We start from the raw sequence: 20,492 nt of genomic DNA on the forward strand, positions 1-20,492 counted from the left end.
CAGGTTTATCGCAGCAAAGGAACAAGTGGCCAGCGTAGCCGCTGCTCAGTCGACGGGCAATCCGAGACTGTGCAGATGAGCGCTCAGGCGCTGCTGCAATTGCTTAAGATGCGGAAGGTTTAACTGATGACGTTCTGCAACCTTGCAGGCATGTCCAAGCAGATAGCTGATCTCGGTGCGGCGCTTGCTGGCCACGTCCTGATACATGGACGAGAAATTCGCCGCCGTGGCCTGGATCACCCGTTCGACTTCCTGTTGCAGATTGTCCGCCGCGGCCGGTTGCCCGCAGCGTTCGAGCAGTTCGGTCAGTTCGCCGCACAGGGTGGCGACTTCGCAGTGATGTTGCTGCAAGCCGCCATTGCGGCAGTCGTGCAGCACCGTCAGCGGATTGATTGCACAGTTGAGTGCCAGCTTGCGCCACAGACGGGTGAGGATGTCGGCGCTCCATTCATGGGGGATTTTCGCCGCCTCGAGATCGTCCAGCCAGATCGGTGCTACCGGATGACCGGCGTCCCCTAGCCAGGTGTAGCCATGGCCGGCGAACACCACGCGCCAGTCGCCGTCGCGGAAAGCGCCTTCGGTGCTGGAGGCGCTGATACAGCGGGCTTGCGGGACTCGCGCGGCGACCGCTTCCTGGCTGCCGAGGCCGTTCTGCAAAAGGATCAGTTCGGCGTCCGCTGCCAGACGGTGGGCAAGTCCGGCCACAGCCGCTTCGGCGTCGTAGGCCTTGCAGGCCACCAGCAGGCGGCGGATGGGGCCGGGACTGTCCGGGGTTTCGCCGGGGATGGCGTAGCTGCTGGCCACGCCTTGTTCGACGAGAGTCAGGCCGCCTGCTGTTGCATAGTCGTGCAAGCGGTCAATGTCGCGCAGGATCAACCGAACCGGCAGGCCGGCACGGGCCAGGCGTGTGGCCCAGAGCGTGCCGAGACTTCCGGCGCCCAGGACATGCCAGGGGGTGGACATCAGTTTTTCACTCGGTAAGGTACAGGCATGCAAGGCTCGCCGTGTCGGTGGGAAAAGACCCGTTATAATGAGCCCGATTTTAACCGCAAGCCAAGCGCGCCGCGTCCCGTACGAGCGCGCCTTTTTATTGGAGAACTTACATGCCGTCGTTCGACGTGGTATCCGAACTGGACAAACACGAACTCACCAACGCGGTCGAGAACGCCGTGAAGGAACTCGATCGTCGTTATGACCTGAAAGGCAAGGGCAGCTTCGAATACAAGGAAAAGGACTTGACCGTCCACCTGACCGCTGAAGCCGATTTCCAGCTGGAAGCGATGATCGAGATTCTCAAGCTGGCCCTGGTCAAGCGCAAGATCGACGTGCAGTGCCTGGAAGTCAAAGACTCCTTCGCCTCGGGCAAGCTGATGAAGCAGGACGCCGTCCTCAAGGAAGGCATCGACAAGGAACTGGCGAAGAAAATCGTCGGCCACATCAAGGAAGCCAAGCTCAAGGTGCAGGCCGCCATCCAGGGCGAGCAGGTGCGTGTGACCGGCAAGAAGCGTGACGACCTGCAGGAAGCCATCGCGGCCCTGCGTGCCAAGGAATTCGGCATGCCACTGCAGTTCAACAACTTCCGCGACTAAGCTTTTCGGTCGGGAACCTCTCGGCGTTTAATGCGTCCGAGGCCCAAGCAACGGCAGAAACGATTGAGCCCTGTTCGGTTCGGTCTTTCTGCCGCTGGTTTTTACAGCCCGGGAAGCCGGCAATCAGGAGATAAAACATGGATTTGAATGCTGAGGTGGACAACCTGGTCAAGGCATCCCAGGCGTGGATTCCGATGATCATGGAATACGGCAGCCGTGTGCTGCTGGCGGTGATCACCCTGGCCATCGGCTGGTGGCTGATCAACAAGGTCACGCAAAAGCTCGGCGGCCTGCTGGCCCTGCGCAATGCCGACCTGGCGCTGCAAGGTTTCATCAGCAGCCTGGCCAACATCATTCTCAAGGTGCTGCTGATCGTCAGCGTGGCGTCGATGATCGGCGTCGAGACTACCTCGTTCGTCGCGGCAATCGGTGCGGCCGGCCTGGCCATCGGTCTGGCGTTGCAGGGCAGCCTGGCGAACTTCGCCGGCGGCGTGCTGATTCTGTTGTTCCGTCCGTTCCGCATCGGTGACTGGATCGAAGCTCAGGGTGTGGCGGGTACCGTCGACAGCATCCAGATTTTCCACACCGTGCTGCGCACTGGCGACAACAAGACCATCATCGTCCCGAACGGCAACCTGTCGAACGGCATCATCACCAACACCAACCGTCAGCCGACCCGCAAGGTTGTGTTCGACGTAGGTGTGGATTACGAAGCCGATCTGCAAAAGGCCCGTCAGGTGCTGCTGGATCTGGCCAAGGATGATCGCGTGTTGCAGGATCCGGCACCTCAGGCCGTTATTTCGACACTGGGTGACAGTTCGATCACTGTTTCCCTGCGGGTATGGGTTAAAACTGCGGATTACTGGGATGTGATGTTCATGTTTAACGAACAGTCCCGTGATCGTTTAAAAACTGCCGGCATTGATATTCCTTTTCCACAACGAGTGATTCGTGTGGTTCAGGAATCGGCAGTGTAATGATAGGTTGCTAATTAATTGCCTGACTTATCGGTCAGGCATCTATTACAAGTGACAGGCAATAAAAAAGGCCCATCCGAAGATGGGCCTTTTTGTTTTGTTACCGCAACTAACTCGGTGCGATTACAAAAGCGACAGCGGGTAGTCGACGATCAGACGGAACTCTTTGATGTCGCCTTCGCCTTGGTCAGCGTTCGCGTTATGCCATGCTTGACGAACGCGGAAGGAGAGATCTTTGGCCGGGCCGGACTGAACAACGTACTTGACTTCCAAGTTGGTTTCGTTGTGTTTGCCATCAGCGCCGTAGAGTGGATCACCGTTGGATTTACGGTAAACACTGTTGGCGGCCAGACCGGTACCATCGATATCCCAGCCTTTAACGTAACGGGTCATGAAGCTCAGACCAGGCACGCCGTACTCGGCCATTTTCAGGTCATAACGGATCTGGGCGGATTTTTCTTTCGGACCGTTGAAGTCAGAGTACTGGATGGAGTTGGCGAGGAAGATCGAGTCGCCGCCACGGTTGTTCTTGCCCACACCGACGTAGTCGAATGGCGTGTCACCGTTAACTTTCTGGAAGGCCAGAGTAATGGTGTGCGCCTTCAGGAAGGAGAGTGCGGTTGCCAGGGAGAAGGTGGTGTTGCTGATGTCGCCTGCTTCCTTGTCACCGGTGTCGGTGGTGCGGTAGATGTTGAAGTCAGTGTTCAACGAAGTGTCGCCACCGAATGGGGTGGTGAGGTTCACGTTCGCGTAGTACTGATTCCAGACGTCTTCCAGCTTCGCGCCATACAGGGACGCGGTCAGGTTGTCGGTAATGCCGTACTTGCCGCCGAAGTAGTCGATGGTGTTGGCTGTAACGCCAGCATAGTTGGCCCACAGGTCGCCTTCACGGGAGTTGCGATCCTGGCTGGTCGACGAGTAGAAGTGACCGGCTTCGAGGTCAAGATCTTTGACTTCGCTGCTCTGCAGTTGGAAACCGCTGGCAGTTTGCGGGAGGATACGGGAGCCGCCTACAGCGAATACCGGAGCGGTGCTTGGCTGCATGTCGCCGACTTTCAGCTCGGTTTTCGATACGCGGAATTTCACGGCTGCGCCGGCTTTGCCCTGGCTGTCGTTGACGTGACCGTCAGCGTCGCGGCTCATGTTGCCGGTACCGCCGGTGCCATCACCGCCGTCCAGTTTGATTGCCAGGTAACCGAAAGCGTCAACGCCTACACCCACGGTGCCCTGAGTGTAACCGGAGCTGAAGTTGCCCCAGATACCCTGAGTCCAGTCTTTCTGGTCGTTGCCGCCGTCTTTGTTATTGCGGTTGAAGTAATAGTTGCGAATCAGCAAGTCAGCTTTCGCGTCTTCAACGAAGCCTTTCGCTTCAGCCTGGTCACTTACAAACGGGGCGGCCGTAGCCATTTGAGTACTGGCTGCTGCAGCAACTGCCAGTGCGATCATGCTCCACTTCATCACGCGCATCGTGATTTGCTCCTTTGGTTTTAGAAGAGTACTGCCGTCCCACCTGTTTTATTATCTGGGCGGCTCTTTCTTTTTGTGTCGGCGCAAACTTATATCACGCCGACCATGTTGGCGATACTTGCGAATCCAACCTTTCAGCTTCTTTACGAGCGTGTCGCAAACGGCTTGGTAGATGTCGCAAATTTACAGTCCAAATGCAATGGGACTGACAACTTCAGCGCTGTTTTACAGAGCTTGAGCATCGGTAAAAAAGAGTCCCTTGGCAAAACGCTTGAATCTCCATCGGGCAACCCTGCCACTGTTTTTATGGGGCTCAAGGCATCCACTTCTTGTGGTGCGCTTATAGTCCATATGGGTATGAATGCAACAAGCGTGCACAAACCGCTGAATTGTTCCGGTTTTTTTCAAGGTGCTCGTCCGGTGCTGTAAAAACCTCATAAAACCGGGGGCTTCGAGGGCCTTTCAAACAGGCTTGACGCCATCCTTCGCATGGTGTTGCTCCCTGAAAGTCGCAGCGCGACAACCAAAAACGTTACCGGTTCACCCCGTCAGTGAGTATTCGGCGGATGCCCGACGCACTGAGCGTAGACGTGCTGTGCGGTTTTGGTGCAAAAAATTTCAATGGCTGTACTGAATTCATACAGTTGAGCCGTCGATGGTGCGTAAACGTTGCTTCCTGAACCGGTCATTTCCCGCGTTCGAATACAGTGCTGGTTCTGTTCTGGTGCGCTCGTGCCACAAATGTCACTTTGCAGGGCGCGTAAGATTCCTTGCCGTGGCGCATTCGCCGTGAAGGGCACGTCAATCGCAGGTATGCTGCCGTCCAGTCGCTTGGCGCAGCGCATTCACAGCGGGGCGCTAAGCTGAAAACAGGTCATTTCGCCGGGAGTGCGCGCAGTGTTTGCTTTAGATCCACGACTTCAACAGGACACGCTGACCATCGGCGATTTCCCGCTTTGTCGACTGCTGTTGTCCAACGACGCCAACTACCCGTGGTTCATCCTGGTGCCTCGCCGCGACGATATCAGCGAGTTGTTTCAGTTGGATGTCGCCGACCAGCAGCGCTTGTGGCAGGAAACCACGGCCCTGGCCGAGGTGCTCAAGGATTCCTTCGACGCCGACAAGATGAATGTCGCGACTCTGGGCAACGTGGTCAGCCAGCTGCATATGCATGTGATCGTGCGTAAACGGGACGATGCCGCCTGGCCGGCGCCGGTCTGGGGCAAGCACCCCGCCAGGCCTTACAGTGCCGAGCAAGTGGCTGCGATCCGCGAGCGCCTGCGTCTGGTGCTGGACGAAGATTTCACCTTTCTGGAGGGCTGAGTGATGAGCCTCGAACAACGTGTTACCGAGCTGGAAAGTCGCCTGGCGTTTCAGGATGACACCATTCAGGCATTGAACGATGTGCTGGTGGAGCAGCAGCGGGTGGTTGAGCGTCTGCAATTGCAGATGGCAGCTGTACTCAAGCGTCAGGAAGAGATGGTCGGCCAGATCGGGTCTTTTGAAGAAGACGCGCCACCGCCGCACTATTGAGAGGTCTGTGGGCATGCTCCCGTGAATAAAAAAACCGCGAACAGCCAGGCTGTACGCGGTTTTTTTATTGCCGGGAAGCGTGAATCAGCGACGCGGCAGGGCGGCGATCACGTCTTCGGCCTGCAGGCCCTTGTCACGGTTCATCACCGAGAACTCCACGCGCTGGCCTTCGACCAGGACGCGGTGGCCTTCGCCACGGATGGCGCGAAAGTGCACGAAAATATCATCGCCGGAATCCCGGGAGATAAAACCGAAGCCCTTGGAGGTGTTGAACCACTTGACGGTGCCGGTATCGCGGTTGCTCATGTCGTAGCTTTGCGTGGCGGCGGTCGGTGAGGATTTGTAGAAGCTGACGGCCAGGTGCAAAACCACAGCGACCAGTGCGATCACCAGGCTGAACAGCACGGCTGGCTGGCCGGCGATGACAGGCATCGGCGCGATCAGGGTCAGGGTTTGCAGGACGACGGTCAGGACCAGCAAGGCGCTGACCAGGTTTTGCAGATGCTGGCGCGGACCTTTGTTCCAGTAAGGGATGACTGGCGCAAGGATCAGGTTCAGCAGGCCGAAAAAGGCCAGGTAAAGTGCATCGGGTTGTTGCAGGTAAGGTACCGCTTCGGACTTCAGGCTAGGTATGAAGGACAGCAGCAAGGCTGCTGCGCCCATTAGCAGGTGGACGATTTTCAACATTTTTATTGACTCACGTTATGACGGCTCACAAGGAAGAGCTGAAGGCGCACGGTTCGCTTCGGAACAATAAAGAGGCGTTGGACACGTACCCGGCATCAGCCTATGCGCAGGCCCGGAAAACGGGGCGTAGCGACACACTGCCTATTTAACAGCAAAGCCTGCGGGTACTCAAATTACGCCGGCCAGCGGCAGGCGTCGGACGATTTGTCGCGTCTATCGGGGTCATGCGGGGGCTGCGGGGCTGGGGTGGCCTTGCTACAGTGGAGCGGCACCTGTTGGATGAATTCAATCGCCTTTAGGGGGTAAACATGGCAATCGATATCGGTATCAGTGAAGAAGACCGCAAATCCATCGTCGAAGGGCTCTCGCGCCTGCTGTCGGACACCTACGTGCTGTATCTGAAGACCCACAACTTCCACTGGAACGTCACCGGGCCGATGTTCCGGACCCTGCATCTGATGTTCGAGGAGCAATACAACGAACTGGCTCTGGCGGTCGATTCGATTGCCGAGCGCATCCGCGCGCTGGGTTTTCCCGCGCCGGGTGCCTATGCGACTTACGCCCGTCTGTCTTCCATTAAAGAGGAAGTCGGCGTGCCAAGTGCCGAAGACATGATCAAGCAGTTGGTGGAAGGCCAGGAAGCCGTCACCCGAACCGCACGAGGCATTTTCCCTCTGCTGGACAAGGTCAGTGACGAACCTACCGCCGATCTGCTGACCCAGCGCATGCAGGTGCACGAGAAAACCGCCTGGATGCTGCGCGCATTGCTCGAAGCCTGATAACAGGAAGCGCATGAACCCCGGTTCGTGCGCTTTCCTCTTTTCTCCTGGAAATATCTTTCCCTTCTGTAGGAAACAGGGAGGACGATCCACCGCTCCATGATCCTCCTTGTCGCGTTGGCTTATCCTACATGGATGGTCAAAAAGTCATCTGGAACTGCCTTTGCACCTGCGCTTTTAATGAGTTCACAGGATGTTGCCTTGATAACAGGCGCAGAAATGACAAAGGAGTGTCAACGATATGGAAGATGGAGGCAGGCGAAGAGAGATCGCAGTCGGTACGCAGCGAGAGAGCGCCACGGAGCCCTTGCTCGGCGGGTTCGACATGGCGTTGATCCGGCCGTTATCCCGCTCGGTGCGTTTGAACGGGTTCGCGACCTGTATGCGGCTGGAACAGGTTTACTGGAATATTTTGGGCCGGATGGCCGAAGACAATTGCTGTTCGGTCGGCACGCTATTGTCCCGTGTCGATCGTGAAGTGCACCTGCGTCATGGCGGGGTGAAAAACTTCAGCGGTCTGGTGCGGGTTGTGTGTGTGATGCATGGCCTGCGGGATTCTCCGGGGGTGCATGGCGCGGGATGACACTGACGAGACGGCCTGTGCAGTCTTCCGGCTGCACAGGCCGCATTTAATGGCTATAATCCCGCCCTTTCGCCGCACAGCCCTGCGCGTGCTGGCAATCTGATTGCCGAGACAACCCCATGCCGATGTACGATTACCAATGTGCTTCCTGTGGTCATCAGTTGGAAGCCATTCAAAAGATCAGCGACGCACCACTGGTCGATTGTCCTGCCTGTCAGGCACCGGAACTCAAGAAGCAGCTGTCGATGCCGGGCTTTCGCCTCAGCGGCAGCGGCTGGTACGAAACCGATTTCAAGACCGGCGCGAAGAAGAATCTGGCCGGTGGCGACAAATCTGACTAGGGTTCAAGCCCAGGTCGAACGACACGCGCGAGTTTCCACAGGTTGCACAGTGCTTGAGTGCAGCGGGATCTCCACCGAATTTCGAATTACGAGAAGCGAACCACTACCATGATGCGCAGCCATTATTGCGGCCAACTGAACGAAAGCCTGGAAGGCCAGGAAATTACCCTTTGCGGATGGGTTCACCGTCGTCGCGACCACGGCGGGGTGATTTTCCTCGATATCCGTGATCGTGACGGTCTGGCTCAGGTAGTGTTCGATCCGGATCGCGCCGAGAGCTTCGCCGCCGCCGATCGCGTGCGCAGCGAATACGTGGTGAAGATCACCGGCAAGGTGCGTCTGCGTCCGGCCGGTGCCACCAACGCCAACATGGCGTCGGGCATGATCGAAGTCCTGGGCTACGAGCTGGAAGTGTTGAACGAAGCGGAAACCCCGCCGTTCCCGCTGAACGAATACTCCGACGTCGGCGAAGAAACCCGCCTGCGCTATCGCTTCCTGGACCTGCGTCGTCCGGAAATGGCCGAGAAGCTGCGTCTGCGTTCGCGCATGACCACCAGCATCCGTCGCTACCTCGACGAAAACGGCTTCCTCGACGTCGAAACGCCGATCCTTACCCGTGCCACGCCGGAAGGCGCGCGCGACTACCTCGTACCGAGCCGTACCCACGCCGGTTCGTTCTTCGCGTTGCCGCAATCGCCACAGCTGTTCAAGCAACTGCTGATGGTCGCCGGCTTCGACCGCTACTACCAGATCGCCAAGTGCTTCCGCGACGAAGACCTGCGTGCCGACCGTCAGCCTGAGTTCACTCAGATCGACATCGAGACCAGCTTCCTCGACGAAAAAGACATCATGGGCCTGACCGAAGGCATGATCCGCAACCTGTTCAAGGAAGTGCTGGATCTGGAATTCGGCGAATTCCCGCACATGACGTTCGAAGAAGCCATGCGCCGTTACGGTTCCGACAAGCCGGACCTGCGTAACCCGCTGGAGCTGGTCGACGTGGCCGATCAGCTGAAAGAAGTGGACTTCAAGGTCTTCAGCGGCCCTGCCAACGATCCGAAATGCCGTATCGCCGCACTGCGCGTTCCAGGCGGGGCGAGCATGCCGCGCAAGCAGATCGACGACTACACCAAGTTCGTCGGCATCTACGGTGCCAAGGGTCTGGCGTACATCAAGGTCAACGAGCGTGCGGCCGGTGTTGACGGTCTGCAATCGCCGATCGTGAAAAACATCCCGGAAGCCAACCTGAACGTGATCCTCGATCGCGTTGGCGCAGTCGACGGCGACATCGTGTTCTTCGGCGCCGACAAGGCCAAGATCGTCAGTGAAGCCCTGGGCGCGCTGCGTATCAAGCTCGGTCACGACCTGAAGCTGCTGACCTGCGAATGGGCGCCGATGTGGGTCGTCGACTTCCCGATGTTCGAAGAGAACGACGACGGCAGCTTCTCCGCTCTGCACCACCCGTTCACCGCACCGAAGTGCTCGCCGGAAGAGCTGGAAGCCAACCCGGCCGGCGCTCTGTCCCGTGCCTACGACATGGTGCTGAACGGCACCGAGCTGGGTGGCGGTTCGATCCGTATCCACCGCAAGGAGATGCAACAGGCGGTATTCCGTCTGCTGGGCATCAACGAAGCGGAACAGGAAGAGAAGTTCGGCTTCCTGCTCGACGCCCTGAAATACGGCGCGCCGCCGCACGGTGGTCTGGCCTTCGGTCTGGACCGTCTGGTGATGCTGATGACCGGCGCCCAGTCGATCCGTGAAGTGATTGCCTTCCCGAAAACCCAGAGTGCTGCCGACGTGATGACGCAGGCGCCGGGTGTCGTGGATGCGAAGGCATTGCGCGAATTGCACATCCGTTTGCGCGAAACGCCAAAGGCCGAGTAAGACGGGCCTGAAGGCGCATCTTCGGATGCGCCTTTTTTCTTTCTGCAGTGATTGAAAACAAGATTTTTTTGCTGGCCGATGCATCTGCATGGCGGGCATTGTTCAAGAGAATTCGGAGCGAGTTATGGCAGGTCATTCCAAGTGGGCGAACATCAAGCACCGCAAAGAACGCCAGGATGCCAAGAGAGGCAAGATCTTCACCAAGTGGATCCGCGAGCTGACCGTGGCGGCCCGTCAGGGCGGCGGTGATCCGGGCTCCAACCCGCGTCTGCGTCTGGCGCTGGACAAGGCGCTGGGCGCCAACATGAGCCGGGACATCATCGACCGTGCCGTGGCCCGTGGCGCCGGCGCGACCGAGGCCGACAACGTTGAAGAACTGACCTACGAAGGTTACGGCCCGGGCGGCGTGGCGGTGATGGTCGAGTGCATGACCGACAACCGTAACCGCACCGCAGCAGCTGTTCGCCATGCGTTCAGCAAGTGTGGCGGCAACCTCGGTACCGACGGTTCGGTAGCCTATCTGTTCGAACGCAAGGGCCAGATCAGCTTTGCCCCGGGCGTTGACGAAGACGCGCTGACAGAGGCCGCGCTGGAAGCCGATGCCGACGACGTGGTCAGCCACGAAGACGGCTCGATCGATGTGTTCACCTCGTTCACCAGTTTCTACGCGGTACGCAATGCCCTGGAGGCCGCCGGTTTCAAGGGTGATGACGCGGAAATCGTCATGCAGCCGACCACCAGCGCCGAGCTGGATCTGGAGGGCGCCGAGAAGGTGCTCAAGCTGATCGACATGCTGGAAGACCTGGACGACGTGCAGAACGTCTATTCCAACGCGGACATTCCGGAAGACGTGGCCGCTCAGCTCGGTTAAGAGCGACTAGGCTTCAATGTGGGAGCTGGCTTGCCAGCGATGGCGTCGGCACATCAGGTAATGATGGCGCCTGACACACTGTCATCGCTGACAAGCCAGCTCCCTCATTTGTTTTTGTGTTTCTTCGAACCAGCAGGCTTATGACTTTAATTCTTGGTATCGACCCCGGTTCGCGCATTACCGGTTACGGCATTGTTCGCGATACCGGACGTGGCGGCTGCATCTATGTCGCCTCGGGTTGTATCCGCACTGGAGCCGGCGAGCTGCATGAGCGTCTGCAGATCGTTTATCGCGGCGTGCGCGAAATCATCCAGACCTACGGTCCGGTCACCATGGGCATCGAAAAGGTGTTCATGGCAAAAAACGCCGATTCGGCGCTGAAGCTCGGGCAGGCCCGGGGGGCCGCTATTGTTGCCGGCGCCGAAGAATGCCTGGAAATAGCCGAGTACACGGCCACCCAGGTCAAGCAGGCCGTGGTCGGCACGGGTGCCGCTAATAAAGAGCAGGTGCAGATGATGGTCATGCACATGCTCAAGCTGACCAGCAAACCGCAAATCGATGCATCGGATGCCCTGGCCATTGCCATTTGTCATGCCCACACACGCTCGAGTCTGTTACCGCACGGCTTGGGAACGGCACGCAGTCGTGGCGGGCGCCTGCGTCTCTGATAGCATCAGCAGTCATTTTTACGGAATGTGGATTTCGTGCCTGGGTTGTCGGCCGTGAATCCATGCTCTGTCAGTCGCCAGCCCACGGCTGGCCAACGCTCAAGGATCTGAAACGTGATTGGACGCTTGCGCGGCACTCTGGCTGAGAAACAGCCGCCGCACCTGATTCTGGATGTAAACGGCCTCGGGTATGAGTTGGAAGTGCCCATGACTACCCTTTATCGCCTGCCGTCGGTCGGTGAACCGCTGACCCTGCACACCCATTTGGTCGTACGCGAAGACGCGCAGTTACTCTATGGTTTTGCCGGCAAGCGTGAGCGAGACTTTTTTCGCGAGTTGATCCGTCTCAATGGTGTAGGGCCGAAACTGGCCCTGGCCTTGATGTCGAGTCTGGAAGTCGACGAACTGATCCGCTGCGTGCAATCGCAGGACACCTCGGCGCTGACCAAGGTGCCGGGCGTGGGCAAGAAAACCGCCGAGCGTCTGCTGGTCGAACTGAAGGATCGCTTCAAGGCCTGGGAAACCTCGCCGGCCATGTTCGCCCTGGTGCCGAACCAGCCGGACGGCCCGGCGCCGGTCAACACCGCCGAGAACGATGCGGTCAGTGCACTGATTTCCCTGGGCTACAAGCCACAGGAAGCGAGCAAGGCGATTTCCGCGATCAAAGAGAAAGGCCTGAGCAGCGAAGACATGATTCGACGTGCCCTGAAGGGAATGATTTAAGTGATTGAAGCTGATCGTCTGATCGCCGCCACGCACAGTCCGCGTGAGCGCGAAGAAGTCCAGGATCGGGCGATACGTCCCGTCAGCCTGGCCGAGTACATCGGCCAGCCGACCGTTCGCGAGCAGATGGAACTGTTTATCCAGGCCGCCCGTGGCCGTAGCGAATCCCTCGACCACACCCTGATCTTCGGTCCGCCGGGGCTGGGTAAAACCACGCTGGCCAACATCATCGCCCAGGAAATGGGCGTGTCGATCAAGAGCACTTCCGGTCCGGTGCTGGAGCGTCCGGGGGATCTGGCGGCGCTGTTGACCAATCTTGAGCCGCACGACGTGCTGTTCATCGATGAAATCCATCGTCTGTCGCCGATCGTCGAAGAAGTACTGTACCCGGCCATGGAAGATTTCCAGCTCGACATCATGATCGGTGAGGGGCCGGCGGCGCGTTCGATCAAACTCGATCTGCCACCGTTCACCCTGGTCGGTGCAACCACGCGGGCGGGCATGCTGACCAACCCTTTGCGTGACCGTTTCGGTATCGTCCAGCGCCTCGAGTTCTACAGCACCGCTGACCTGGCGACGATTGTCAGCCGTTCGGCGAATATCCTCGGTTTGCCGCTGGATCCGGAAGGCTCTTTCGAGATTGCCCGCCGCGCCCGTGGCACGCCGCGGATCGCCAACCGTCTGCTGCGCCGGGTGCGGGATTTCGCCGAAGTCCGGGCCAAGGGCCATATCACCAAGTCCGTCGCAGATCTGGCGCTGAACCTGCTGGACGTCGACGAGCATGGTTTCGATCATCAGGACCGACGTCTGCTCTTGACCATGATCGAGAAGTTTGACGGCGGCCCGGTGGGCATCGACAGTCTGGCGGCGGCGATCAGCGAAGAGCGCCACACCATTGAAGATGTGCTTGAGCCGTACCTGATTCAGCAGGGCTACATCATGCGTACGCCGCGGGGCAGGGTGGTGACCCGCCACGCGTACCTGCATTTTGGTTTAAACATCCCGACACGAATGGGCGAAATGCCCGTGGTAGACGAGTTTCTCGATGCCGTGGACGATTGATACACATTTATTGTCGATTTATTCAGCGTTTGTACTGTCACAGGACGGTACTTTTGCGGTAAAGCCTTCCAACAATGAAAAACAGTTGCCTGGCTGGATTGGCAACCCGAGGAGTAAGCACTAGAGTATGCGCGCGCAAAACGGGCTTGAGCCGTTCGCACATCGTTGTCGCGTTTATTACGAGGACACCGATGCGGGCGGCATCGTGTATTACGTTAATTACCTCAAGTTTATGGAACGGGCTCGAACCGAACGGCTCCGGGAGCTGGGCTTTGCTCAGTCGGCGCTGGCCGGGGAGGACCTGTTGTTCGTCGTGCATTCCAGCGAAGCGCGTTATCACGCGCCGGCGCGACTGGACGACGAGCTTCTGGTAAGCGCTGATGTAATCGAATTGAACCGTGCCAGCCTGCGCTTCCGACAGCAGGTCAGGCGGGCAACGGATAATGTGCTGCTCTGCGAAGGGCAGTTTCTGGTGGCCTGTGTGCGCACTAACAGTTTGAAACCCCGGGCCCTTCCCGAAGACCTGCGTGCGGCCTTTGCCGACGCGGTCGGCACGGGTACACACTCAAAGCAGGAGATAAAGCGTGGAAGCTAACGTCGTCGACCATTCCTCCATGTGGAGCCTGGTCAGCAATGCCAGCATCGTGGTGCAGTTGGTAATGTTGACTCTGGTGGCCGCATCGGTGACCTCATGGATCATGATCTTTCAGCGCAGCAATCTGATACGCGCCGGTCGACGTGCCCTCGAGAGCTTCGAGGAGCGCTTCTGGTCGGGTATCGACCTGTCCAAACTCTACCGTCAGGCCGGCAGCAACCCGGATCCGGATTCGGGTGTCGAGCAGATCTTCCGTGCCGGCTTCAAGGAGTTCTCTCGTCTGCGTCAGCAGCCAGGCGTCGATCCTGAAGCGGTGATGGAAGGTGTGGCCCGTGCCATGCGCGTCGCCATCTCCCGCGAAGAAGAAAAGCTCGAGCAGAGCCTGCCGTTCCTCGCCACCGTCGGTTCGGTCAGCCCGTACATCGGTCTGTTCGGTACCGTCTGGGGGATCATGAACTCCTTCCGTGGTCTGGCCAGCGCCCAGCAGGCCACCCTGGCCACCGTGGCACCCGGCATCGCCGAAGCCCTGATCGCCACCGCGATCGGTCTGTTCGCCGCGATCCCGGCCGTTATCGCTTACAACCGTTTCTCTGCCCGCAGCGAAACCTTGCTGAGCCGCTACTACACCTTCGCCGACGAGTTCCAGGCGATCCTGCACCGCAAAGTGCACACCAGCGAAGAATAAGCAGGTATTTCCCGATGGCTTTAATCACTCGAGCCCGACACAAGCGCAAGCCGGTCGCCGAGATGAACGTAGTGCCTTACATCGACGTGATGCTGGTGCTGCTGGTCATCTTCATGGTGACTGCGCCAATGCTCAATCAGGGCGTGAAAGTGGATCTGCCCAAGGTTTCCAGCGAAGCCTTGCCGCAGGACAACAACACCCAGGTGCTGACCATTTCGATCAAGTCGGACAAGACCTACTACTGGAACCTTGGCAGCGAAGTCGACACCGAGAAACAGCAGGACCGGGCCATGACCCTGCCACAGATGACCGACGCGGTGACCAAGATCATTCGCGCCGGCACTGAAGGTGGCAAGCGTACCCAGGTCTTCATCCGTGGCGACAAGTCCGTCGATTATGGCTCCGTCATGGGTGCCATGGGCGGGTTGCAGAAAGCCGGGGTCGGTAACGTTGGCTTGATCACCGAGGCGCCCTGATGCAGCAACAGCGAGAGCCGTCCGCCTCGGAAAGCTACTTCTGGCCTAGTGTCTGGGCGATTGGCTTGCACGTGCTGGTGTTCGGCATGCTGTTTGTCAGTTTCGCGCTGACCCCGGAGCTGCCGCCAGCCAAGCCGATTGTTCAGGCGACCCTGTACCAGCTGAAATCGAAAAGTCAGGCAACCACTCAGACCAATCAGAAGATTGCGGGTGAGGCGAAGAAATCCGCCGCGCGCCAGACCGAAGTCGAGCAGATGGAGCAGAAAAAGGTCGAGCAGGAAGCGGTGAAGGCTGCGGAACAAAAGAAAGAAGAAGCGGCTCAAAAGGCCGAGGAAGCCAAGAAGGCCGATGAGGCGAAGAAAGCGGACGAGGCGAAGAAGGCTGATGAAGCCAAGAAAGCCGACGACGCCAAGAAAGCCGCCGAAGCCAAGAAGGCAGAAGAGAAACAATTGGCTGATATAGCCAAGAAGAAAGCCGAAGAAGAAGCCAAAAAGGCTGCTGAAGAAGAGGCCAAGAAAGCGGCCGCTGAAGAAGCCAAGAAGAAGATCGTCGAAGACGCGAAAAAGAAAGCCGCCGAAGACGCCAAGAAGAAAGCTGAAGCTGAAGAGGCGAAGAAGAAAGTCGCCGAAGACGCGAAGAAGAAAGCTGCTGCCGATGCTGCGAAGAAGAAAGCGCAGGAAGCGGCACGTAAATCCGCCGAAGACAAAAAGGCTCAGGCCCTGGCAGATTTGCTTTCCGACACGCCGCAGCGCCAGCAGGCCTTGGCCGATGAGCAGGGCGACGAAGTCGCGGGCAGTTTCGATGACCTGATTCGTGCGCGGGCAGCAGAAGGCTGGGCGCGTCCACCTTCAGCACGCAAAGGCATGACGGTTGTGCTGCAGATCGGCATGTTGCCGGACGGTACGGTGACCTCGGTCAGCGTGGCCAAGTCCAGTGGCGACGGTCCGTTCGATGCGTCAGCAGTGGCAGCGGTCAAGAATATTGGACGTTTGACGGAAATGCAGGGAATGAAGCCGAGCGATTTCGCTCCGTATCGTTCATTCAAGATGACATTCACACCTGAGGATCTAGCCTTGTGAGAAACCTTCTTCGAGGAATGCTGGTCGTGATCTGCTGCATGGCAGGGATCGCGATGGCGGATGAAAAGAACATTCTGGTCACCAGCGGCAGCGATCGGGCGACTCCGATCGCCGTCGTACCGTTCGGCTTCCAGGGCGGTGCCGTCCTGCCGGATGACATGGCTGAAATCATTGGTAACGATTTGCGTAACTCGGGCTATTACTCGCCGATTCCAAAGCAAAACATGATCAGCCAGCCAAGCCAGCCGAGCGAAATCATCTTCCGTGACTGGAAGGCGGTGGGTGCACAATACATGATGGTCGGCAGCATCGTGCCGGCCGGTGGCCGTCTGCAGGTGCAGTGGGCTCTGTTCAACGTCGCCACCGAGCAGAAAGTGGCTGACGGCAGCGTGTCCGGTACCACCGAACAGCTGCGCGACATGGCGCACTACATCTCCGATCAGTCGTTCGAAAAACTGACCGGTATCAAAGGTGCATTCTCGACTCGCCTGCTGTACGTCACGGCCGAGCGTTTCTCCGAGAAGAACACCCGTTACACCCTGCAGCGTTCGGACTATGACGGCGCCCGTGCCGTGACCCTGCTGCAATCCCGTGAGCCGATCCTTTCGCCGCGTTTTGCACCGGACGGCAAGCGTATCGCCTACGTGTCGTTCGAACAGAAGCGTCCGCGCATCTTCATGCAGAACATCGACACCGGTCGCCGCGAGCAGATCACCAACTTCGAAGGCCTGAACGGCGCGCCAGCCTGGTCGCCGGACGGCAATCGCCTGGCGTTCGTGCTGTCGAAAGACGGTAACCCGGACATCTACGTGATGAACCTCGGTTCGCGTCAGATCACCCGCGTGACTGCGGGTCCTGGCATCAACACCGAACCGTACTGGGGCAAGGATGGTTCGACCATCTACTTCACCTCCGACCGTGGCGGCAAACCGCAGATCTACAAGACCAGCGCTGGTGGCGGCGGTGCCGAGCGTGTGACGTTCGTGGGCAACTACAACGCCAACCCCAAGCTTTCGGCGGATGAAAAGACCCTGGTGATGATCCATCGTCAGGACGGTTTCACCAATTTCAAAGTGGCGGCTCAGGATTTGCAGCGCGGAAGTGTAAAAATCCTCACTGATAGCACTCTGGACGAGTCGCCTACTGTTGCGCCCAACGGCACCATGGTAATCTACGCCACCCGCCAGCAGGGCCGGGGAGTCTTGATGCTCGTGTCCATTAATGGACGCGTGAGGCTCCCGCTTCCTACCGCTCAAGGCGAAGTCAGAGAACCGTCCTGGTCCCCTTACCTGAACTGACGCGGCGCTTTACGTTTTACTTAACACACTGGGGTTCATTAGGAGTTTCACGATGGAAATGCTGAAGTTTGGTAAATTTGCTGCGCTGGCTCTGGCCATGGCTGTAGCTGTAGGTTGCTCGTCCAAAGGCGGCGACAACGCCGGTGAAGGCGCTGTTGATCCAAACGCTGGTTACGGCGCAAACACTGGTGCAGTTGACGGTTCCCTGAGCGAAGAAGCTGCTCTGCGCGCAATCACCACCTTCTACTTCGAATACGACAGCTCGGACCTGAAGCCAGAAGCCATGCGCGCTCTGGACGTTCACGCCAAAGACCTGAAAGCAAACGGCGCTCGCGTTGTTCTGGAAGGCAACACCGACGAACGTGGTACTCGTGAGTACAACATGGCACTGGGCGAGCGTCGTGCGAAAGCCGTTCAGCGCTACCTGGTACTGCAAGGTGTTTCCCCAGCTCAGCTGGAACTGGTTTCCTACGGCGAAGAGCGTCCAGTTGCTACCGGCAACGACGAGCAGTCCTGGGCTCAAAACCGTCGCGTCGAACTGCGTAAGTAATTCGATATGCGAACGTGCCGTCGTGCTGTAACTGTTCTGGCTCTCAGCCTCGCGCCGCTTGCGGCGTGGGCTGCGGTTCCTGTGGTCGATGACAACTCCGGTTATAACAATAGCGGGAGCAGTTATCCGCCTGCAGGTTACGGTACGAACGGCGCCTATGCCGGGGGAGCGGCTTCGGCCCCTGCCTCGGCACAAGGCATGCTGTTCAACCAACTGCAACAAATGCAGGATCAGATATCTCGCCAACAAGGCGTGATCGAAGAACTGCTGAATCAGGTTGCGCGCATGAAGCAGGAATCCCTGGAGCGATACCAGGATCTTGATCGGCGCATAGGATCCGGCGTTGCACCAGCCGCGACTCCCGAGAATTCTTCTGCCGGTGGCGATGCAAGTGCTGCTGCCGGTGCTGCTGCTGGAGCCGGCGCCGCTGCTGCCGCCCAGGCACCTGCCGCAGGTAGCGAACCGGCTGATCCGGCCAAGGAAAAGCTGTATTACGATGCCGCTTTCGACCTGATCAAGGCCAAGGATTTCGACAAGGCCAGCCAGGCGTTTGCCGCATTCCTGCGTAAATACCCGAACAGCCAATACGCAGGCAACGCCCAGTACTGGCTGGGTGAAGTGAACCTGGCCAAAGGCGATCTGCAAGGTGCAGGTCAGGCTTTCGCCAAGGTTTCGCAGCTGTATCCCAAGCACGCCAAAGTGCCGGATTCGCTGTACAAGCTGGCTGACGTGGAACGCCGCCTCGGTCATACCGACAAGGTCAAAGGCATTCTGCAGCAGGTGGTGGCCCAGTATCCGGGCACGTCCGCCGCTCAGTTGGCCCAGCGCGATCTGCAACGCATGTAAAAGCGTTTGACCCGTTTGGAAGAAACCCGCGCTTGTCGCGGGTTTTTTCGTTAGAATTCACGCCCTTTTATGAAACACGCTTTTGGTGATCTACGCGTTGGCGGGGTTGCCAGAGGTGCCTGACGGAGGCGGACAGCCTGTTTAGCTGTTACGCCCGTGGCGACTATGCAAGACACATTGAGAATCACCGAAGTTTTCTACTCGTTGCAGGGGGAAACGCGGACTGCCGGGCTGCCCACTGTTTTTGTGCGCCTGACCGGTTGCCCATTGCGTTGCCAATACTGCGACAGCGCCTACGCGTTCAGCGGTGGCACGATCCGCACCCTCGACGACATCCTCGAGCAAGTGGCCGGCTTTCGCCCGCGCTACGTCTGTGTCACTGGCGGTGAGCCGTTGGCACAACCCAATGCCATCCCTTTGCTCAAGCAGTTGTGCGATGCCGGCTACGAAGTCTCGCTGGAAACCAGCGGCGCCCTCGACATCTCGGCGGTTGATCCGCGGGTCAGTCGGGTGGTCGACCTGAAGACGCCAGACTCCAAAGAAGCCCATCGCAACCGTTACGAGAACATCGAACTGCTGACGCCCAACGATCAGGTGAAGTTTGTCATCTGCTCGCGGGAGGACTATGACTGGGCGGTATCGAAGCTGATCCAGTACGGTCTGGAACGACGTGCGGGTGAAGTGCTGTTTTCTCCAAGTCACCACGACCTGAATGCTCGGGATCTGGCGGACTGGGTGGTGGCGGATAACCTGCCAGTGCGCCTGCAACTGCAGCTGCATAAATATCTATGGAATGATGAGCCGGGGCGCTGAGATGACTGAACAACTGAACACTAGCCAAAAACGTGCGGTAATCCTGCTGTCGGGTGGCCTGGACTCGGCCACTGTCGTGGCCATGGCCCGCGCTGAAGGCTACGCCTGCTACACCATGAGTTTCGATTACGGTCAGCGTTCCCACGCCGAGCTGCATGCTGCTGCTCGCGTTGCCCGCGATCTGGGCGTGGTCGAGCACAAGGTGATCGGCCTGAACCTGAACGGCATGGGCGGTTCGGCCCTGACCGACACCAGCATCGATATCCCGGAAGAGCTGGGCGAAGGCATCCCGGTGACTTACGTGCCGGCGCGCAATACAGTTTTCCTGTCGCTGGCCCTGGGTTGGGCTGAAGTGCTCGGCGCCCGTGACATCTTTATCGGCGTCAACGCGGTGGATTACTCCGGTTACCCGGATTGCCGTCCCGAGTTCATCGAGTCGTTCGAGCGCATGGCCAATCTGGCGACCAAGGCCGGGGTGGAAGGCAATGGTTTCCGCATCCAGGCACCGCTGCAGAATCTGAGCAAGGCGCAGATCGTCCAGGCGGGGGTGAAGCTTGGCGTTGATTACGGGCTGACTGTTTCCTGCTATCAGGCTGACGATGACGGGCGTGCTTGTGGTAAATGCGACAGCTGCCGACTGCGTGCAGAAGGCTTCGCGGCGGCCGGAATCAGCGACCCGACACCTTATTTTTGATTTTTTTCAAATTAGGTGTTGAATAGTCCTTAAAAATCAGTATTATACGCGCCACCACACAGCGGGTCGTTAGCTCAGTTGGTAGAGCAGTTGGCTTTTAACCAATTGGTCGTAGGTTCGAATCCCACACGACCCACCATTTTTGCTGTTTTAAAAGTCTGGAAGGCCCACGAAAGTGAGGATTTCCGGATTTTTTTTTGCCTGCGATTCAGGCATGCCTCCCTTCGTTTCTTTCCGCCGTGACGCAGGTCAGAATCATCTTTTGTATCAACGGGATATTCTGTAGCCTTGC

At 58.4% G+C, this 20,492-nt stretch carries 25 protein-coding genes and 1 tRNA gene; 23 read left to right on the top strand and 3 right to left on the bottom strand.

The window, feature by feature from the left end; all coding sequences use genetic code 11:
* Window positions 1-45 precede the first annotated feature (45 nt).
* Complete coding sequence (locus tag BMZ46_RS01690) at window positions 46-963, bottom strand: putative 2-dehydropantoate 2-reductase (RefSeq protein WP_074688353.1); 918 nt, start codon at window positions 961-963, stop codon at window positions 46-48.
* A 140-nt stretch (window positions 964-1,103) separates the two neighbouring features.
* Between BMZ46_RS01690 and BMZ46_RS01695 the strand changes: the two genes are divergently transcribed.
* On the top strand, window positions 1,104-1,589 hold the full coding sequence (locus BMZ46_RS01695; protein WP_011335651.1) for a YajQ family cyclic di-GMP-binding protein: 486 nt from the start codon (window positions 1,104-1,106) through the stop codon (window positions 1,587-1,589).
* Window positions 1,590-1,726: 137 nt separating this feature from the next.
* Window positions 1,727-2,566, top strand: a complete 840-nt coding sequence (locus BMZ46_RS01700; RefSeq protein ID WP_007951217.1) for a mechanosensitive ion channel family protein — start codon at window positions 1,727-1,729, stop codon at window positions 2,564-2,566.
* Between the two features lie 123 nt (window positions 2,567-2,689).
* On the opposite strand, the gene BMZ46_RS01705 is transcribed toward BMZ46_RS01700, so the two are convergent.
* The gene (locus tag BMZ46_RS01705) at window positions 2,690-4,033 is read right to left on the bottom strand and encodes an OprD family porin (RefSeq protein ID WP_074688352.1); all 1,344 of its coding nucleotides are present in this window, start codon (window positions 4,031-4,033) and stop codon (window positions 2,690-2,692) included.
* A 75-nt stretch (window positions 4,034-4,108) separates the two neighbouring features.
* Here BMZ46_RS01705 and BMZ46_RS28935 point away from each other — a divergent pair, with 75 nt between their 5' ends.
* The 3 genes from BMZ46_RS28935 to BMZ46_RS01715 all read left to right on the top strand — a co-directional run bounded on the left by BMZ46_RS28935 (window position 4,109) and on the right by BMZ46_RS01715 (window position 5,566).
* A complete protein-coding gene (locus tag BMZ46_RS28935; protein WP_134334327.1) occupies window positions 4,109-4,462 on the top strand; it encodes a hypothetical protein in 354 nt (117 codons plus the stop codon).
* A gap of 468 nt (window positions 4,463-4,930) precedes the next feature.
* The gene (locus BMZ46_RS01710; protein WP_039766001.1) at window positions 4,931-5,356 is read left to right on the top strand and encodes an HIT family protein; all 426 of its coding nucleotides are present in this window, start codon (window positions 4,931-4,933) and stop codon (window positions 5,354-5,356) included.
* A gap of 3 nt (window positions 5,357-5,359) precedes the next feature.
* Window positions 5,360-5,566: a SlyX family protein gene (locus BMZ46_RS01715; protein ID WP_039766003.1), complete on the top strand. Its 207-nt coding sequence runs from the start codon at window positions 5,360-5,362 to the stop codon at window positions 5,564-5,566.
* Window positions 5,567-5,650: 84 nt separating this feature from the next.
* Here the strand turns inward: BMZ46_RS01715 and BMZ46_RS29665 are convergent, their stop codons facing one another.
* Window positions 5,651-6,253, bottom strand: coding sequence for a cold-shock protein (locus BMZ46_RS29665; protein ID WP_039766005.1), 603 nt, complete (start codon window positions 6,251-6,253; stop codon window positions 5,651-5,653).
* Window positions 6,254-6,561: 308 nt separating this feature from the next.
* Between BMZ46_RS29665 and BMZ46_RS01725 the strand changes: the two genes are divergently transcribed.
* The 18 genes from BMZ46_RS01725 (at window position 6,562) to BMZ46_RS01810 (ending at window position 20,339) form a co-directional block, all read left to right on the top strand.
* A complete protein-coding gene (locus BMZ46_RS01725) occupies window positions 6,562-7,032 on the top strand; it encodes a Dps family protein (RefSeq protein WP_039766007.1) in 471 nt (156 codons plus the stop codon).
* Window positions 7,033-7,273: 241 nt separating this feature from the next.
* Window positions 7,274-7,615 (top strand): ribbon-helix-helix domain-containing protein, encoded by a 342-nt coding sequence (locus BMZ46_RS01730; protein ID WP_074688349.1) that lies wholly within the window; start codon window positions 7,274-7,276, stop codon window positions 7,613-7,615.
* A gap of 119 nt (window positions 7,616-7,734) precedes the next feature.
* A complete protein-coding gene (locus BMZ46_RS01735) occupies window positions 7,735-7,956 on the top strand; it encodes an FmdB family zinc ribbon protein (protein WP_007951210.1) in 222 nt (73 codons plus the stop codon).
* Window positions 7,957-8,064: 108 nt separating this feature from the next.
* The gene (aspS, locus tag BMZ46_RS01740) at window positions 8,065-9,840 is read left to right on the top strand and encodes an aspartate--tRNA ligase (protein WP_039766011.1); all 1,776 of its coding nucleotides are present in this window, start codon (window positions 8,065-8,067) and stop codon (window positions 9,838-9,840) included.
* Window positions 9,841-9,964: 124 nt separating this feature from the next.
* Complete coding sequence (locus tag BMZ46_RS01745) at window positions 9,965-10,711, top strand: YebC/PmpR family DNA-binding transcriptional regulator (RefSeq protein ID WP_003227527.1); 747 nt, start codon at window positions 9,965-9,967, stop codon at window positions 10,709-10,711.
* A 140-nt stretch (window positions 10,712-10,851) separates the two neighbouring features.
* The gene (ruvC, locus tag BMZ46_RS01750) at window positions 10,852-11,379 is read left to right on the top strand and encodes a crossover junction endodeoxyribonuclease RuvC (protein WP_007962095.1); all 528 of its coding nucleotides are present in this window, start codon (window positions 10,852-10,854) and stop codon (window positions 11,377-11,379) included.
* A 114-nt stretch (window positions 11,380-11,493) separates the two neighbouring features.
* The gene (gene ruvA / locus BMZ46_RS01755; RefSeq protein ID WP_007951205.1) at window positions 11,494-12,102 is read left to right on the top strand and encodes a Holliday junction branch migration protein RuvA; all 609 of its coding nucleotides are present in this window, start codon (window positions 11,494-11,496) and stop codon (window positions 12,100-12,102) included.
* On the top strand, window positions 12,103-13,164 hold the full coding sequence (ruvB, locus tag BMZ46_RS01760) for a Holliday junction branch migration DNA helicase RuvB (protein ID WP_011335643.1): 1,062 nt from the start codon (window positions 12,103-12,105) through the stop codon (window positions 13,162-13,164).
* A 127-nt stretch (window positions 13,165-13,291) separates the two neighbouring features.
* Window positions 13,292-13,759, top strand: coding sequence for a tol-pal system-associated acyl-CoA thioesterase (gene ybgC, locus BMZ46_RS01765; protein WP_007951203.1), 468 nt, complete (start codon window positions 13,292-13,294; stop codon window positions 13,757-13,759).
* Complete coding sequence (gene tolQ / locus BMZ46_RS01770) at window positions 13,749-14,444, top strand: protein TolQ (protein ID WP_039766018.1); 696 nt, start codon at window positions 13,749-13,751, stop codon at window positions 14,442-14,444. Before ybgC ends, tolQ begins: the two co-directional genes overlap by 11 nt.
* Window positions 14,445-14,467: 23 nt before the next feature.
* Window positions 14,468-14,920 (top strand): protein TolR, encoded by a 453-nt coding sequence (gene tolR, locus BMZ46_RS01775; protein ID WP_162130475.1) that lies wholly within the window; start codon window positions 14,468-14,470, stop codon window positions 14,918-14,920.
* Window positions 14,920-15,999, top strand: coding sequence for a cell envelope integrity protein TolA (gene tolA, locus BMZ46_RS01780; RefSeq protein ID WP_064383749.1), 1,080 nt, complete (start codon window positions 14,920-14,922; stop codon window positions 15,997-15,999). The genes tolR and tolA overlap by 1 nt, the downstream gene beginning before the upstream one ends.
* 17 nt (window positions 16,000-16,016) lie before the next feature.
* Entirely contained in the window at window positions 16,017-17,297 is a 1,281-nt protein-coding gene (gene tolB, locus BMZ46_RS01785) for a Tol-Pal system beta propeller repeat protein TolB (protein ID WP_166742344.1), read from the top strand.
* A gap of 52 nt (window positions 17,298-17,349) precedes the next feature.
* The gene (pal, locus tag BMZ46_RS01790) at window positions 17,350-17,847 is read left to right on the top strand and encodes a peptidoglycan-associated lipoprotein Pal (RefSeq protein WP_003178634.1); all 498 of its coding nucleotides are present in this window, start codon (window positions 17,350-17,352) and stop codon (window positions 17,845-17,847) included.
* A gap of 6 nt (window positions 17,848-17,853) precedes the next feature.
* A complete protein-coding gene (ybgF, locus tag BMZ46_RS01795) occupies window positions 17,854-18,693 on the top strand; it encodes a tol-pal system protein YbgF (protein WP_074688345.1) in 840 nt (279 codons plus the stop codon).
* Between the two features lie 165 nt (window positions 18,694-18,858).
* Window positions 18,859-19,506, top strand: a complete 648-nt coding sequence (queE, locus tag BMZ46_RS01800) for a 7-carboxy-7-deazaguanine synthase QueE (protein WP_007951198.1) — start codon at window positions 18,859-18,861, stop codon at window positions 19,504-19,506.
* Between the two features lies 1 nt (window position 19,507).
* Window positions 19,508-20,200 carry a 7-cyano-7-deazaguanine synthase QueC gene (gene queC, locus BMZ46_RS01805; protein ID WP_007951197.1) on the top strand — a complete coding sequence of 231 codons (693 nt, stop codon included), beginning with the start codon at window positions 19,508-19,510 and terminating at the stop codon, window positions 20,198-20,200.
* A 63-nt stretch (window positions 20,201-20,263) separates the two neighbouring features.
* Window positions 20,264-20,339 (top strand) — tRNA-Lys (locus BMZ46_RS01810).
* The last annotated feature ends 153 nt before the right edge of the window (window positions 20,340-20,492 follow it).

Source organism: Pseudomonas sp. NFIX49 (assembly GCF_900115915.1).
Lineage (GTDB): Bacteria > Pseudomonadota > Gammaproteobacteria > Pseudomonadales > Pseudomonadaceae > Aquipseudomonas > Aquipseudomonas pharyngis.

What these genes read in the sequence shown, in the direction of transcription:
- BMZ46_RS01745 (WP_003227527.1), top strand. Translation starts at nt 9,965, where the DNA reads ATGGCAGGTCATTCCAAGTGGGCGAACATCAAGCACCGCAAAGAACGC.
- aspS (WP_039766011.1), top strand. Translation starts at nt 8,065, where the DNA reads ATGATGCGCAGCCATTATTGCGGCCAACTGAACGAAAGCCTGGAAGGC.
- BMZ46_RS01705 (WP_074688352.1), bottom strand. Translation starts at nt 4,033, where the DNA reads ATGCGCGTGATGAAGTGGAGCATGATCGCACTGGCAGTTGCTGCAGCA.
- BMZ46_RS01715 (WP_039766003.1), top strand. Translation starts at nt 5,360, where the DNA reads ATGAGCCTCGAACAACGTGTTACCGAGCTGGAAAGTCGCCTGGCGTTT.
- tolA (WP_064383749.1), top strand. Translation starts at nt 14,920, where the DNA reads ATGCAGCAACAGCGAGAGCCGTCCGCCTCGGAAAGCTACTTCTGGCCT.
- ybgF (WP_074688345.1), top strand. Translation starts at nt 17,854, where the DNA reads ATGCGAACGTGCCGTCGTGCTGTAACTGTTCTGGCTCTCAGCCTCGCG.
- ruvC (WP_007962095.1), top strand. Translation starts at nt 10,852, where the DNA reads ATGACTTTAATTCTTGGTATCGACCCCGGTTCGCGCATTACCGGTTAC.
- BMZ46_RS01730 (WP_074688349.1), top strand. Translation starts at nt 7,274, where the DNA reads ATGGAAGATGGAGGCAGGCGAAGAGAGATCGCAGTCGGTACGCAGCGA.
- pal (WP_003178634.1), top strand. Translation starts at nt 17,350, where the DNA reads ATGGAAATGCTGAAGTTTGGTAAATTTGCTGCGCTGGCTCTGGCCATG.
- BMZ46_RS01695 (WP_011335651.1), top strand. Translation starts at nt 1,104, where the DNA reads ATGCCGTCGTTCGACGTGGTATCCGAACTGGACAAACACGAACTCACC.
- BMZ46_RS01690 (WP_074688353.1), bottom strand. Translation starts at nt 963, where the DNA reads ATGTCCACCCCCTGGCATGTCCTGGGCGCCGGAAGTCTCGGCACGCTC.
- BMZ46_RS01700 (WP_007951217.1), top strand. Translation starts at nt 1,727, where the DNA reads ATGGATTTGAATGCTGAGGTGGACAACCTGGTCAAGGCATCCCAGGCG.
- queC (WP_007951197.1), top strand. Translation starts at nt 19,508, where the DNA reads ATGACTGAACAACTGAACACTAGCCAAAAACGTGCGGTAATCCTGCTG.
- tolB (WP_166742344.1), top strand. Translation starts at nt 16,017, where the DNA reads ATGCTGGTCGTGATCTGCTGCATGGCAGGGATCGCGATGGCGGATGAA.
- BMZ46_RS01725 (WP_039766007.1), top strand. Translation starts at nt 6,562, where the DNA reads ATGGCAATCGATATCGGTATCAGTGAAGAAGACCGCAAATCCATCGTC.
- BMZ46_RS29665 (WP_039766005.1), bottom strand. Translation starts at nt 6,253, where the DNA reads ATGTTGAAAATCGTCCACCTGCTAATGGGCGCAGCAGCCTTGCTGCTG.
- BMZ46_RS01735 (WP_007951210.1), top strand. Translation starts at nt 7,735, where the DNA reads ATGCCGATGTACGATTACCAATGTGCTTCCTGTGGTCATCAGTTGGAA.
- queE (WP_007951198.1), top strand. Translation starts at nt 18,859, where the DNA reads ATGCAAGACACATTGAGAATCACCGAAGTTTTCTACTCGTTGCAGGGG.
- ybgC (WP_007951203.1), top strand. Translation starts at nt 13,292, where the DNA reads ATGCGCGCGCAAAACGGGCTTGAGCCGTTCGCACATCGTTGTCGCGTT.